General features: G+C 46.1%; 13 protein-coding genes. 10 read left to right on the forward strand and 3 right to left on the reverse strand.

Features of this window, described 5'->3' with window-relative positions:
• Positions 1-376: 376 nt before the first annotated feature.
• Both CWM47_RS38290 and CWM47_RS40675 read right to left on the reverse strand, forming a co-directional pair.
• A complete protein-coding gene (locus CWM47_RS38290) occupies positions 377-664 on the reverse strand; it encodes a hypothetical protein (protein ID WP_157816057.1) in 288 nt (95 codons plus the stop codon).
• Positions 665-671: 7 nt separating this feature from the next.
• Positions 672-902, reverse strand: a complete 231-nt coding sequence (locus CWM47_RS40675) for an ISAon1 family transposase N-terminal region protein (protein WP_240625413.1) — start codon at positions 900-902, stop codon at positions 672-674.
• 349 nt (positions 903-1,251) lie between these two features.
• Here CWM47_RS40675 and CWM47_RS24050 point away from each other — a divergent pair, with 349 nt between their 5' ends.
• The 4 genes from CWM47_RS24050 to CWM47_RS24070 all read left to right on the forward strand — a co-directional run bounded on the left by CWM47_RS24050 (position 1,252) and on the right by CWM47_RS24070 (position 5,729).
• The gene (locus CWM47_RS24050) at positions 1,252-2,532 is read left to right on the forward strand and encodes a site-specific integrase (protein WP_100990715.1); all 1,281 of its coding nucleotides are present in this window, start codon (positions 1,252-1,254) and stop codon (positions 2,530-2,532) included.
• 11 nt (positions 2,533-2,543) lie between these two features.
• On the forward strand, positions 2,544-3,305 hold the full coding sequence (locus CWM47_RS24055; protein ID WP_100990716.1) for a hypothetical protein: 762 nt from the start codon (positions 2,544-2,546) through the stop codon (positions 3,303-3,305).
• A 69-nt stretch (positions 3,306-3,374) separates the two neighbouring features.
• The gene (locus tag CWM47_RS24060; protein ID WP_100990717.1) at positions 3,375-3,737 is read left to right on the forward strand and encodes a hypothetical protein; all 363 of its coding nucleotides are present in this window, start codon (positions 3,375-3,377) and stop codon (positions 3,735-3,737) included.
• A 639-nt stretch (positions 3,738-4,376) separates the two neighbouring features.
• A complete protein-coding gene (locus tag CWM47_RS24070; RefSeq protein WP_157816058.1) occupies positions 4,377-5,729 on the forward strand; it encodes a DUF3987 domain-containing protein in 1,353 nt (450 codons plus the stop codon).
• A 390-nt stretch (positions 5,730-6,119) separates the two neighbouring features.
• Here CWM47_RS24070 and CWM47_RS24075 read toward each other — a convergent pair whose 3' ends face one another.
• Positions 6,120-6,446: a hypothetical protein gene (locus CWM47_RS24075; RefSeq protein ID WP_100990720.1), complete on the reverse strand. Its 327-nt coding sequence runs from the start codon at positions 6,444-6,446 to the stop codon at positions 6,120-6,122.
• A gap of 628 nt (positions 6,447-7,074) precedes the next feature.
• Here CWM47_RS24075 and CWM47_RS38300 point away from each other — a divergent pair.
• From CWM47_RS38300 to CWM47_RS24105, 6 genes are all read left to right on the forward strand, one after another.
• Positions 7,075-7,335: a hypothetical protein gene (locus CWM47_RS38300; RefSeq protein WP_157816059.1), complete on the forward strand. Its 261-nt coding sequence runs from the start codon at positions 7,075-7,077 to the stop codon at positions 7,333-7,335.
• Positions 7,336-7,383: 48 nt separating this feature from the next.
• Complete coding sequence (locus CWM47_RS38305; RefSeq protein WP_240625975.1) at positions 7,384-8,043, forward strand: ISAs1 family transposase; 660 nt, start codon at positions 7,384-7,386, stop codon at positions 8,041-8,043.
• 508 nt (positions 8,044-8,551) lie between these two features.
• A complete protein-coding gene (locus tag CWM47_RS24090; RefSeq protein WP_100990723.1) occupies positions 8,552-10,735 on the forward strand; it encodes a beta strand repeat-containing protein in 2,184 nt (727 codons plus the stop codon).
• A 487-nt stretch (positions 10,736-11,222) separates the two neighbouring features.
• Complete coding sequence (locus tag CWM47_RS24095) at positions 11,223-11,798, forward strand: dihydrofolate reductase family protein (protein WP_100990724.1); 576 nt, start codon at positions 11,223-11,225, stop codon at positions 11,796-11,798.
• Positions 11,799-12,645: 847 nt separating this feature from the next.
• On the forward strand, positions 12,646-13,482 hold the full coding sequence (locus tag CWM47_RS24100; protein WP_240625415.1) for an AAA family ATPase: 837 nt from the start codon (positions 12,646-12,648) through the stop codon (positions 13,480-13,482).
• A gap of 13 nt (positions 13,483-13,495) precedes the next feature.
• Entirely contained in the window at positions 13,496-14,482 is a 987-nt protein-coding gene (locus CWM47_RS24105) for a DUF3871 family protein (RefSeq protein ID WP_100990725.1), read from the forward strand.
• The last annotated feature ends 10 nt before the right edge of the window (positions 14,483-14,492 follow it).

Here is a 14,492-nt window from a genome sequence, read left to right on the forward strand (position 1 = left end):
AATTGACTCAGGCGCAGAAGCAAATGTCACAGCGTGCAGAGGCTTTATCATAATTATATCTATATAATAATAAAGTATATTTAAAATCGATCAACATACTTAGCACACATTCATAAATATGTTAATTTATCTATAAAACTATATATTTATACGATAATTTGTAACTCCAAATTTAATCTAGTATCATATTAATATTATCTAAAGTGTTAAATACTACAAATGAATTATTTTTGTTTATATTTTATCTATATTGTTAACAATTAGTATTTAATAATTTATTTTTGTTAATAAATAATAGAATTATACATTCTTAATTCAATATCTTATGCTTCACCGTCACGTGTTACTCAAATTAACAATCTGTCTTCTACTACTTTTAGGTATTCAGCCCGTGTGGGCACAGCTGGCGCTCTTTAACACCACCGCCACCGCCCTGCCCGGTCAGGCCATCAGCCTGCAGGGAAACTTCTCCCCCACCGCCAAAGCCTTCATGCTCGTGGGTAACGCCAACACACCCACCCCCCTGCCCATCCTGACCCAGAGTGCCAACCACCTGGCCGCCCAGATTCCCGCCCAGACCCCCGCCGACCTCTACCAGGTCTGGGTCGAGGACCAGGGACAACGAAGCCCCGCGGTCTGGATCAACCAGGCCCAGGCTCACCACTAGCTAGCTAGATGTGGAGGAAAACCTGGTGCCCACGAATGGGGAAATCTTGAACCGTGATAGTCGGAAAGAAACCTTTGGAGAGTAGGTTTTTACGTTCCGGATCCCGCTGATCGGCATTTTTCTCTTCGATATGAACGTGAAAGACGCCCTGGAGCCGGTCAATGGATGTCAATTCGAAATTTTCCAGAATAAACTCAGGCAACAGGAACTGGATGATGGGTAAGAAACTCTCCAAAGCAAGTAGGTTTGATTAAGAACACAAACCTAGAAAAATACAACGCTCTCCACAACTTTTGGAATTGATCCCTTTAAAGAAAAGACGTAAATCAAGGAAGGTGTACACCAATAAAAAAGCACTCACAATTTTTACATCGTAAGTGCTTGATTTTCAGTGGTGGGAGTTGAGGGGTTCGAACCCCCGACCCTCTGCTTGTAAGGCAGAGGTCATTATGCAATGGTTAAAGTTGGTTATGTATTATTGTTCTGATAATCAATAAATTATACCTTAAAAAACAGTGGTTGTAGTTGGTTATGGATGGTCATTATCCTACCTTTATGTACACCAAAATGTACACTGTCTGAAGATGGCTACTATTTTTTTGCCTACTGACCGCTTGCCTCAAGTTAAGGTGATGCTTTATACCAGCAAGACTTTAGCTGATGGATCTCACCCCCTTAGACTACGTATAACAAAGGACGGTAATCGAAAATACGTATCGATTGGAGAGAATAGTCCCCTTAACTGGTGGGATGTCGAAAAAGAGCTGCCACGACGGAGCCATCCTGAACAAAAACGATTACTTACTCTCATAAAAAAATGGGAAACCAGTTATTCTGACGCTGCGAAACAGTTGCACGAGATAGGTCATCCCTTCACAATCGATATGATCATTGATTCAGTGACGGAGACTAGTAAGAAACCTCGAAAAGATAGGAAGGGTATTATGCTTCTATCTTACCTTAAAGATATATACGAACAGCTTCAAGTAGCTCAGCGGGTAGGTAATGCTAATGTTTATCATGATACCCGCCGTGTGCTTGCCAAGTTTCTTCATGATCGTGATTGCCCTCTGTCGACGGTAAATGTGTCCTTTCTAAACCAATTCGAAACGTATTTACGAAGTGAGAAGTGCGCCGACACAACAATGAGTATCTATTTCCGAACGCTACGAGCTGCTATAAATCGATCAATCGGAGAAAAATTACTGCCACCAGATCTATACCCATTTAGCCGTCATACATCACAAAGGGATAAATTTAGCTTGGCAAAGTTTGATTTGCAGACGCGGAAGCGGGCAATTACTAAAGCAGAAATTCACAGGGTCAAAACCGTCGATGTTGCAACACCCAGATTATTGTTAGCTAGAGATGTATTTATGTTTTCCTATTATGGAGGAGGTATAAACTATGTAGATATTGCTCAGCTTCGCTGGGGTAATGTACAAGGAGGGAGGTTGCAATATGTGCGTCAGAAAACAGGCGGGCTTTTTAATCTCAATCTTTCTGCACAGCTAAATGTTCTGCTGGATTATTATCGTCCCTTAACTGATAATGGTCCTGATTCCTATGTATTTGCCATTTTAAGCCCTGAAAAACATCAGACACCCCTACAGATTGCCAACCGGCTACATAAAATAAAAGGGCAAATTAACCAGGATTTAAAAGTTATTGGTCAGCTTGCAGGTATTGAAACCCCTTTAACGACTTACGTAGCAAGGCACGCTTTTGCAACAGCACTTAAACAATCAGGGGTGTCTACAGCAGTAATCAGCGAAGCAATGGGTCATCAAACAGAATCTGTAACTCAAACGTACTTAGCTTCCTTTGAGAATGACCAGATTGACGAGGCATTTAACCACTTATAAATTTGTGAAGTATGAAACCGGAAGCCTCAGAAAGTATTCAGAAAGATATAATGGGGGCTTCAAGGTTGTACGTACATCCTTATTTTAGGCATGACGAACAAGGTAACCTAGAGAGCGTTGATGAGTTTGCCCAAGATATGCTAAATTATTTTGAGCCAGATAGTTATCGTCCTCATGTAGTACATACTATAGCAGGTCCGCTTACTGAAAAGCATGTAAATGATAACATAGTCCAGGCACTTAATTGGCTTGGTAGTGGCTATAAGCTGGATACTTTTTTAGATCGACATTTCGGCCCCTTTTATGGAACATTAATGGGTGACCAATCCGCACAGCCCTTTTTCGATTTTTTGGTAGCTATTCTGTCATCTCAAAAAGCAGAATTTCGTAAATATACGTATGATGCTGTATGGGGCTGGATACGTTTACACAAGGATTATTTCCTAGGTATACCGCTTGATGTCCCCTCGTTACCTACCGGCTCCCTAATTCTCAAGAAGGATATTTGCCTCTTCTATATTTATCAAGGGATGGCGTATGATAAAGAAAAAATAAAAGAACTGGCACCACAATTGGGTTTTAACAGCCCAACAAGTGGCTCTCAATTAGCAGATGATTTTTTTGCTCTAAATACAGCAGAAAAGCGAACTGACGTTGAGGGAAGAGCCATTAAGGATCGAATTAGAAAGATACAGAAAGTAATGTCTTTTTTGCCGGATGAATGTAAATCGCTCGCACAAGCAGACTTAGAAACGTTGCAGAGAAAGTTATAAACCTCTTTAAAGGGGTTTAGCAAAAGCACTCCTGTCACTTTTGCATCAGTATTAAACAAATTACTACTGATGCATCATAACCCATTCGAAATCTTTGATGTTCGCCTGAGCAACATCGAGGTTCTATTATCAGACCTGAAGCTTATACATCTAGTTGCTTCAGGCGTACCTGCCAACGAAAGCCGGTTTGGCAATTTTAAGTGGTACATAAATGAAACGGGTCAGGCTGAATCTACCGCCAGACAACGTATCGCAAGGGGAGAGGTTCCGGGAGTTACCAAAATGGGTAAAAAGCTCCTTTTCGAAAAAGCAGTCGTTTTGCAGTCGATTAAAGATCATCAGCGCAAAACAAATGATGAACTGACGACCGCAGCAGAGGAAGAGTTTGCTAAACGGCACACTATCCGGGCGAAAGAGGAAGTGGCTGTATGATTTACACCATCTCCTCGTCTGCTGATAGCCAAACGGTAAAATCTGCAGCAATACGGTCGGTTTCACGGGTGTGTGTAAATCCCAACCAAGGTGCCCACGTTGTTTTCAGTCACTTGCCTGACGAACCACAGCTTACGAATATAACGCCCCACGGACTTTCCCCACCACAACACAGAGTTGTCACTTACTCAGAACATCAAATCTGGGCATAGCTTACCCATCGGTAAGGTATAAGTTCATCTCTAAAAAATCAACAATGAAAATTCCTCAAAATACATATTCGTTCGCATATACTGCCAACCAGATAGGATTTCCGGGCGGAGCGCCAAACTTCATCTTTTGGTTGAGACGCCATCAATATCTTTTGGATGACTTGAGTCCGAATCTACCAGGTTTGAAGCTGGGTATATTTGCTCATCATACCCAGAAGCTACCTGGTATATTAACTGACCATAACGAATCCGTGACGATCCCCCGACTGACTAAAAAAGGGCTGACATACTTTATTAATAAGTTTGAACGGAGTGATTTTTCCAACCTTGATTCGGTCCTAACTGACAACCTTCTTTCATGATGATGACACAATCTGAAAATTCGAATTCTCCCGAAGAATTTACTCCGACAATAAACGGTAATGATATGTCAGCGGTTAGAGCGAAGCTACCTGAAATCCTTCGCCGATTACTAGCTCCCCACGAAGATGACAGCGAATTTATGACGGCTTTGATGACCACTCTTGTCGTCGCTGGTGGGTTGATTCCCAATGTATGGGCGACCTATGACCGACGCCGGATTTATAACATGCTCATGCTATTCGTGATATGTCCACCGGCCGGAGGGAAAGGTGTTGTTAGCTTAGGAGGTAAACTTTTAGAACGAATTAATAAACATCTCAGCGAGACGCACAAGGCCGACTTTGCTACATACCAGCACAGAATGGAAGAGTACCGGGCCACGCTGACATCAGATGAGTTAATTAAGCTGCCAAGTAAACCAAAACGGAGTCAGCTACTGGTGCCAGGCAATATCACCAGTTCAAAGTTGATTCAGCAAATAGCCGACAATGCTCCCTATCCGACGGTGATACTGGAAACCGAAGCCGATGTCTTGGCCGGTGCTTTTAAAAGTGATCATGGTCGGTTGATGAGTACTACTTTACGACAGGCGTACCACCATGAACGTATTTCGCTCGCTCGAAAGACAAATGATGAGCTAATTGAGATTGATACACCGAAAGTAGCTCTGGTGATTTCGGGTACCGACAATCAGGTTTTGTCGATCTTCAATGGTAATCAGGACGGGCTTTTCTCAAGGTTTATGTTTCTGCGAAATAATGCTAGTATTAAGTGGCGTAGCGTTAAGCCCAAAGCCGGTGCAAAACCGTTAGATGATCATTATGAAGAATGGTCAGAACGGTTTTTCACGATATGGCAACAAGCTCAGAATCTACAGGCTGAGGTGACTTTCACAGAGTCTCATTGGGATGTACTCGACAAGTTCGGGGAGGGGAACCAAGCAGCCAGCTATTTGACGGGTGGTGACTACTCTGTAGGTATTGCCCGGCGACATGCGCTAATGGTTATTCGAATGGCCATGACGCTCTCTTTCTTTCGCCGTATAAACCCAGATACAGACGACATTGGAGATTTGGTCAGTGATTGGGATTGCAAAGACGAGGACTTTGATTTGGCACTACTGCTAACCGAACAATCCTTTCAAATGAGTCTTTCTCTGTTCAAAGCGATGCCACAGGCAATGAATGTGCGTTTTGAAAACACCAAACGAACAGCTTTTTGGGCAGCTTTACCCACGCACTTCGAGATGGGGGAAGCCACTCTTACCGCAAACGAACTAGGTATAGCAGAACGTACGAAAACCCGATGGATCAGTGGGTTTCGTGGTACGGGTATGCTAGAACAGATGGGTCGTGGTGAATATAGAAAAACAGGTATGGCGACTGTGGCTACAGTGGCGTTAAGCTTAGTCGCTTAAAAGCTTTACCTTGAAGGTTGCGTAATGTTCACAGGTGATTGTGCTTCTAGTTGCCTGTGAGCCTTGCAGCCAAAAAGCCATTGCGCCACTACGGCCATGACGCTATTTTTAGTAATCCGTATTAATGTACGACTAGTGAAACGCCCGAACAGACTAATTTCTGGATCGGGCGTTTTTGTCTAAGAGAGCCAATGTACGCTGTCGTATCACTGTTCATAACGCATTGGACAGTTCCGTTTTGACTGTAGATAAGCATTGTCGTGATGTTCGCTGTTTTAACCAGAGCGTTATTGTTTAGACGAACCCAGCGTTATAATTTATATTGCCACCCCCCTTTCGCCTGAATGATCCAGATAGTTAACATTCTAATTTTGGTAAGCTTAACTGGGTTTAGCGCAAATGCTCTTTTAGTTTTTCATGATGTTGAATTGATCTATTAATCATATTTATACATAGATATATGTCTTCTTTGAATGCCTGTAATAACTTAATTCGTGCTTCTAACTGCTCTACGTGTACCTCCAGTTGCTTCACGCGTATCTTTAACTGTTCTTTTTCGGGTACCTCTAAAACGTTAGTATCACATTTCAAATATTCATATAATGTCCGCACGCTGATACCATATTCCAGGGCAATCTGAACGTTTGTCTTTCCAGTGTTCTTCTTTTCCTCTTTAATCGACCGGATAATCGCTTCACGGCTTTTTTTCGTTAACATGTTATAGATTAATGTGTGTACGCCGTGAAAGTATCAAACCTTCACATAAGATAAAAGGCACCCCCGAATCCAATATACCGAATTAAAATATTGTAGATCAGTACATTATGTAGAGGTTAAGTGCATTATGTAGAGCTTTCCACTACGGTTAAACCAAGGCCGAAATGTTTGCATTAAACATCATTATATTATTAATAGATAATCACGAAAAAGTAAAAGCCATTCTGGAATTACACTGCGGATTCTGGAAAGATGTTGTAGAACTTATGCGAGTAGAATAGTTATGAAATTTACTATACGGCTTATGATGCAATATGTGCCACCATGCATCTGGTTCGTCTATGAGAGAGGTTGTAACCGAAAGGGTAGAAGCAATACCTATTTCGATACATACATCAGCGTACGGGGCACAGTGTAACAAGGTTGCTTCGAGGATAGAATAGTAGGCAGGAAGGAGAAGTGGTCATGTCTCATCAGCGTCCAGTAAGCACATTCAGTAAATAACTGATGGCTTCTGTGTGAATCAACTATAAACTAAGCCTAAAAGCAGGTGTGGCGGCTGTGGCCTTAATGGCTATAGTGGCGTTAGCGAGTCCAGGCGTAGCTACTTACTAGTGAATGCCTCGATATGCGTGACAACCGGGGTAAACGACAGTCGCTGGCCTTAGTACCGACAGGACTCTTTGCCATCCTGTGTTGCGGACGAGATGGCAACTTATCCCAACTTCACCGGCATATGGTAAACCACTTTAAGAGCTTGCTCGAAGCAACCCGACTTGCTGATCATAAATCCATTTCACGCGTTCAACTCCCCATCCTACTGGCTAAAGTTAACGGATTGTGCTTCGCTCATCCCCTCTTTGAGTGGTGTGGTGTTAACCTCGACTAGGCCCAAAAACGAGGGTTTTTCCTTGATGGAAAAGAACTGTGTGGCAGCATTCAACTCGGTCACACCCGTAGGCAAGTACTCGTCTCGGCACTTTATCTCCAAATCCATCAAGTCGTCGCTCAGGCTTATTATTGTGGGGCCAAAGAAAGTGAACGGCCTGCTGTGGCTACGCTGATAGAAACTCAACACCTGGCCCACCAGGAACTTACGTTGGACGCCCTGCATTTGATCCCCTCGACGCTAGACCTAATTCATACGGGAGGAGGGCGATATGTGGTGGTACTAAAGCCTAATCAGCCTCATCTGTATCGCACAGGTACCCTGACAGATTTGTTCAGTGTAGCTAATTATGAACGGGTTGATGCTAAGACCAAGCAACACGGGCGAGTTGAGCAACGCCGGTGCCGTTGTTTCAAGATGAATGCGTCATCGGCGGCTGTTCGCTGGCAAAAAAGTGGAATGTGTACCCTACTTTGTGTGGTGCGGAGCCGGGAGATATCGGGCCTTATGAGTAAGGAAGTCAGTTACTATGTGAGCAACCATACTCCTACGAATCAGGCGCAGGCTGATGAGTTATTTAATGCGATACGGGGTCATTGCCGGGCCGCCGTTGCGGGGCGTCGGGGTGATACATCACAAACGGGATGTCAGTCTGTCGGAAGACGGCTTACGGACTGGCAAAGCAGCAGTAAATCGTCTACTAGGTAGCCTACGTACGCTGGTTACGAATTTGTTGGAAAGTATGAACGTCAAGAATATGGCAGCTCAGATTGATACGTTTGCCGATAAATTCACTACGCTAATTCAAGTTTTGACCCAGCAAATGGTTTTATAAGATAGTCCTGCTGAGAGCCGTAATCCGAATATTAAGAGATACTGTCAGGCCTATCAAATTTTTTAGCTTGTCGGAAGCCTAATGAACTGACTTTTGAGTGCGAGGATAGTTGATGATTAGGAGGTAGTGTACTTTAATAACTAATTCGAGGCTGAGAGCAACGGCTTCATTTATCACACCTTCAGGTTTATTGTTCCAAAATAGACCCTATACACCTCAATGTCCCAAATTCGATGACACATTTCCCCAATCTGACATTACGTTGCTGAGGAAAAAGGTACCTTTAGTCCACCCAACCGGGGTGCTCTGGCTACTCTCTTTGACCGTCGAGTTGACTGGCCGACTATCCTGCCCGTCTAAATCCGTTTTAACGTATTCTCTATGCATTTTCGCTACAAATATGTTGCCTTGGGGCTAGTATATTTATCACGTCTGAGCAATCCCCTATTGGCACAAACCAACTACGTGGCTAACACGGCCAACTCCGCCACACCTGGCACCTACAATATCTTAGTGGGGCCATTTGCGGGCTATAGTAACACGACGGGGTATAATAATGCCTTTCTGGGCTATGAGGCGGGCTATTTTAACACGACGGGGTCCGGCAACGCCTTTCTGGGCTATCAGGCGGGCCGACTAAACACGACGGGGTCTAACAATGCCTTTCTGGGCTTACAGGCGGGCTATGGTAACACGACGGGCAATAGCAATGCCTTTATGGGCTATCAGGCGGGCTTTTTTAACACGACGGGGTCCGGCAATGCCTTCATTGGCAGTCTGGCGGGCAATTTCAACACGACGGGGTCCGGCAATGCCTTTATGGGCAATATGGCGGGCCGACTAAACACGACGGGGTCTAACAATGCCTTTCTGGGCGCTAGTGCGGGCAATTTCAACACGACGGGCAATGGTAATGCCTTCATTGGCAATTATGCGGGCTATAGTAACACGACGGGGTCTAATAATGCCTTTATGGGCTTTCAGGCGGGCTATTTTAACACGACGGGGTTCGGCAATGCCTTTATAGGCAATATGGCGGGCTATAGGAACACGACGGGCAATAACAATGCCTTTATGGGCAATATGACGGGCTTTTTTAATACGACGGGGTTTAACAATGTCTTCATTGGCACTAGTGCGGGCAACAGTAACACGACGGGCAATAGCAATGCCTTTATGGGCTATAATGCGGGCTATAGTAACACGACGGGGTCTAATAATGCCTTCATTGGCACTAGTGCAGGCAATAGTAACACGACAGGCAATAGCAATGCCTTTATGGGCTATGAGGCGGGCATATTTAACACGACGGGGTCCGGCAATGCCTTCATTGGCACTAGTGCGGGCAATTACAACACGACAGGCAATAGCAATGCCTTTATGGGCTTTCTGGCGGGCTATTTTAACACGACGGGGTCTTACAATGCCTTTATGGGCACTTATGCGGGCCTACTAAACACGACAGGGTCTTTCAATGCCTTTCTGGGCTATGAGGCGGGTAAGAATAACACGACGGGCTATAATAATGTGGCTCTGGGAGTTCGGGCAGCTAATTTAAATCAAACAGGTAAGAATAACGTCATGCTGGGCGATTCAGCGGGCATTAACAATACGGCTTCCGGTAACCTCTTTGTAGGTTCCAAAGCTGGCTTTGCCAACACGACCAATACGCTGAACACCTATCTAGGTTTCCAAACTGGCTTCAACGCTCTGGCCGATTCGAACACCTTTGTCGGCTACCGAGCAGGCTATCAGAACACCACCGGCCAAGGCAATACCTTCTTCGGGGTCAACGCCGGGCGCAATATCTCCACCGGCTCCCGCAACACCATTATTGGCAACAAAGCCGGGCCGGTCTCGGTCAACAGTGATGACAACGTCTACCTGGGTTTCAATACCGGCCAGCACGATCAGGGCAACCAAAACACGCTTCTGGGCAACCAGACGGATGTACTTTCGCCTGATGCCCAACACCCGCTGCATCATGCAACGGCCATTGGCTACGGAGCTACGGTGGCCGTCAGTGATGCGGTGGTGCTGGGACATCAGGCCAATGTTGGCATCGGCACATCGGCTCCCACGGCACGGCTCCACATCCGCAGCGCCCAGGCGAATGAATCAGGAATTCGACTGGAGAGCCTCACCGACCAAAGCCCGGCGGTGGCCACCACCGATCGGTTTCTGAGTGTCGACAGTCAGGGCGGTGTTGTACTGAGCCGGTATCGGGTACAGGTAGAGCGGGTCGAAGATTGGTCGGATAAGGTGTTTGGGGCCGGGTATCGCCTGCCACCTTTATCGGAAATAGCAAGCTATGTCCAAACGCATCAGCACTTGCCAGGTGTACCTTCGGCACAGGAGATGATCGCTACGGGCATAGATGCGGCTCAACTCAATGCCAAACTGCTGGAAAAAATAGAAGAATTGACTCTCTATCTCATTGCTATGAAGCAAGAGCTAGGTGATCTGAAGCAGCAAGACCAGCAGCACAACCAGTTGATTACTCAGCAGGCCAGTCGTATTGAAGAGATGGAAATTCGGCAACTCCCGGCAAAAAACCGTCGTTGATACCGGACCATGGCTCTTCCGTATGAAGTACTTGTGAAACTGGAAGCAGATAATAAATAAGGGTTTTCTAATAAAAAGACAGCAAATCATAGGGCGGTCCCGACTGATGATACAGGTTGAACGGATTTTCACGGCAACAACGACAGTATAAAACAGGTTTTATCAGCACAAATCCGTCCAATCTGTGTCATGGCAACGGTCAACCGTCAGCGTTCCAATTTTAGTCATCATTGGGTGAATCCAATTTTTATAAGAAAGCCCTGCTAGTGAATAAAGGTATAACGTCTCTTACACACCCTGTGCTACGTGGGTGATGTATGGTTTAAAAAGTTTCTCCACCCTTTACGCACTCATTCGCGAGTATATACTACCATTTGGGCCCCTTGCAAAAGGTCACAAAGAAGCCCTCATATTGTCTCGATTGCCCCCCATGTAGGTACCTTGTCCGTTTTAACTTTGTGCAAACATCAAACGGATAGCAACCGAAATGAGAAAGATCAGAGTCATGGAACATATCTCACTGGACGGTGTAATCCAGCATGAAGACGGCGAAGATTTCGAGTATGGCGATTGGACGGCACCCTATCGAAGTTCAGCCGGGTTAGAGGCCGTCGTGGAGGCACAGGGAAGCCGCTTCGATCTGCTACTTGGCCGACGTACTTACGATATATGGGCTGACTACTGGCCTAAAGCCGACAATAGTCCGATAGCGAATAGTCTGAATGGGGCAACCAAATTCGTAGTGACCCATAGGCCGGACAGTCTCGAATGGGCCCCGGTCGAGGACTTAGGTGCGGATCCCATTAAGAGTATTCGTAGCCTAAAGTCAACGGACGGCCCTGATCTGATCGTCTGGGGAAGTTCAACGCTGACGTCCACGTTGCTCAACCATGGATTGGTCGACGAAGTTGTGTTGCTAGTCTATCCGGTCTTGCTAGGCCGGGGTAAACGCTTTTTTTCGGACAGTGCCGACCCATGCGAACTGGCTTTGGTCAGCACGAAGGTTACGTCCACGGGCGTGCTCATAAACACGTACCGGCATGTGGGATCGCTGCGAACCTAAGTCTGCTATTGGAAAAACGAAATAAGTTTGTCTCCTGACCGAAATCTACAATGATTATAACTGTTGATCTTAATTATGATGCAGCAGAAGCCACCATGTACCTGGTGCGTATGTAAGAGAGATTGTCCCCTAAATAGTTAAGGCGATACCTATTTCGGTACACTCATCAGCTCACAGACGATAATCCTTGGAATAGCTATAGCAACTCTGGCATTAATGGCTATAATCACATTTGCGATCAATGAGTTGCTAAAATCCGTGCTCAAACCTCAAAATAACAACACCCACCACACAACTTTGTCCGGCTCTACAACTGGTAACAGTTAACTAGGATCGAAACGATGAACCGATTTTGACAAATCCAGGTGTGCTTCCTGTTCTTCGAACGGGATATCGTTAAACTGGTAAGGCATGCGCGTACGAGTGTATACCACCGTCCTCTTATTATTCAAACGGATTATGCCCTGGTCAAATCACTGTGCCTATGTAATACCTAATACATGGCTATAATCTAACGGTATCAACTTTTTTCAGCTCATAGGGGCCCATTCGGCGTGACCGGGGATTCTCAAAAAAATGATAAAAATTTTGGGCAGATTTCCCTCTGTGCTTTCCCGTGTGCATACCGCCTACGTCCCCTCCCCCGGTCTACCAGTTAGCTACCCTTACCCCCCCCCCGTCTTTCAGATAAATCGCTTCGAGTTAACCCCCCAAACGGTAACTGCCGTAGAGTTAACCGAGTACGCTTTTGAGGTAAGCCATGCCTGGAAAAAACCGCATCACTCGTACCCTCGTTCAGCAAACTCCCACAGTTCCCCAGGAGTCAGAACATTCTAAACTACGAGGTATGCATCTACAAAAAGCGAATCGAACCCAGACCCGAATGCGTCTATGTCTGCAAGGACCATCAGGGTCGGGGAAAACATTGGGGGCTTTACGGGTCGCCCTGGGCTTGACCAACGGGCGGTGGGATCAAATCGCCATCATCGACTCAGAGAATCGGAGCGCTGATCTATATGCCGAACTGGGGCCTTATCAGGTGTTACACATGAATGCCCCCTACTGCCCCGAAGATTATATTCAGGCTATGTCAATTTGTGAGAAAGCGGGCATGCAGGTAATTATCCTGGACTCCATTTCGCACGAATGGGAGTCGCTCTTGGATTACCAGTCAAAGCTGCCCGGCAACTCCTTTATCAACTGGAGCAAGGTGTCACCCCGCCACAGTGCGTTCCTGTATCGCATGCTTTGCTCCTCGGCTCATATCATCGCCACCGTGCGTACCAAAACCGATTATGTGCTCACTGACCGCAACGGCAAAATCGTGCCCGAGAAGGTGGGTTTAAAGGGCATTCAGCGCGATGGCAACGAGTACGAGTTCTCAATATGCTTCGACCTAGATATTCGTCACTTTGCCACCACCAGTAAAGATCGCACCCGGCTGTATATGGACCAACTGCCTTTTCAACTAGACGAGACCGTGGGCGGCCATATTCGCCAATGGTGCCAGATTAATACCACCACCAGCGAAGAGGTCCAGCACCAAATTGAGCAATGTGCCACAATCCCTGACTTGGTCGAGCTGTTCCACCAGCAGACAGCCTACCAAGTGTTGCTCAAACCCAGTTTTGAACGGCGTAAGCATCAACTCTTACTCGTTCCTGTCCAAGTACAACCCGTTTAACCAATCAACCAGTATGCAACCACTTACTTACGCTGTCGAGATTCTTCCAGCACCCAGCCGTCCGATCCTGGAACAGTCATCCCCTTCGAAGGCCTTTATCGAAGCCAACACCATCATCACGACCCTGGATGAAGTACGCCATGAGCACCTGATTCCAGTGTTTGTCAAGGATAACGAACCCCTCATTAGCCAGAGCGACTTTATTGGTGCCACGGTGGATGCCATTACGGATGTTTTTCGGGGTGAGCACATCCTGTATCCTCAGGTTCGGGTATCACACCCCATCAAGGGTCGTATTCCCGAAGCGAAAAACAAACCGGCCAGCCAGCTGCAGGATTCGGAAAAAACACTCTACTACGAACGGATGATCTTCGCCGTCGAAATACCATCCATTCAGGCCACGGTGGGCGGTAATACGCTGTCGCTGACCATCGGCGGCATAAAAGCTTACAACCTGGATAACCTTTATAACCGAAAGGGTGCCGATGAGCACTTCAAAGTGTTCATTGGGTTTCAGAATAAGGTATGCACCAATATGTGTGTGTGGACGGATGGCTATATGAGCGATCTGCGGGTGAAGAACCTGGATCAGTTACACATGGCCATCTACATGATGCTCCGGGCTTATAATCAGGACAACCTGCTTCACCGTGTAGAGTGTTTACCGAATTACACCCTTTCGGAACAGCAGTTTGCCTTATTGTTGGGCCGGTGCCGGATGTACCAGCATTTACCCAGTCCAGCCAAGCTGACTATACCGACTTTACTATTTGGGGATACCCAGTTAGGTGCCGTTTGCAAGGAATACTATCGAGATGAGAGTTTCTGCCGGGAAGCCAACGGCAGTATCAACCTGTGGCGGCTCTACAACCTGTTTACCGGTGCGAACAAGTCCAGTTATATTGACACGTTTCTGGATCGGTCGGTCAACGCCTTACAGTTTGTGGAACAGGTACGGGCGGGCTTGGATGGGCATAGCACGAATTGGTATTTGCAGTAACCATCAGCGA

The sequence above is a fragment of the Spirosoma pollinicola genome (assembly GCF_002831565.1).
Taxonomy (GTDB): Bacteria; Bacteroidota; Bacteroidia; order Cytophagales; family Spirosomataceae; genus Spirosoma; species Spirosoma pollinicola.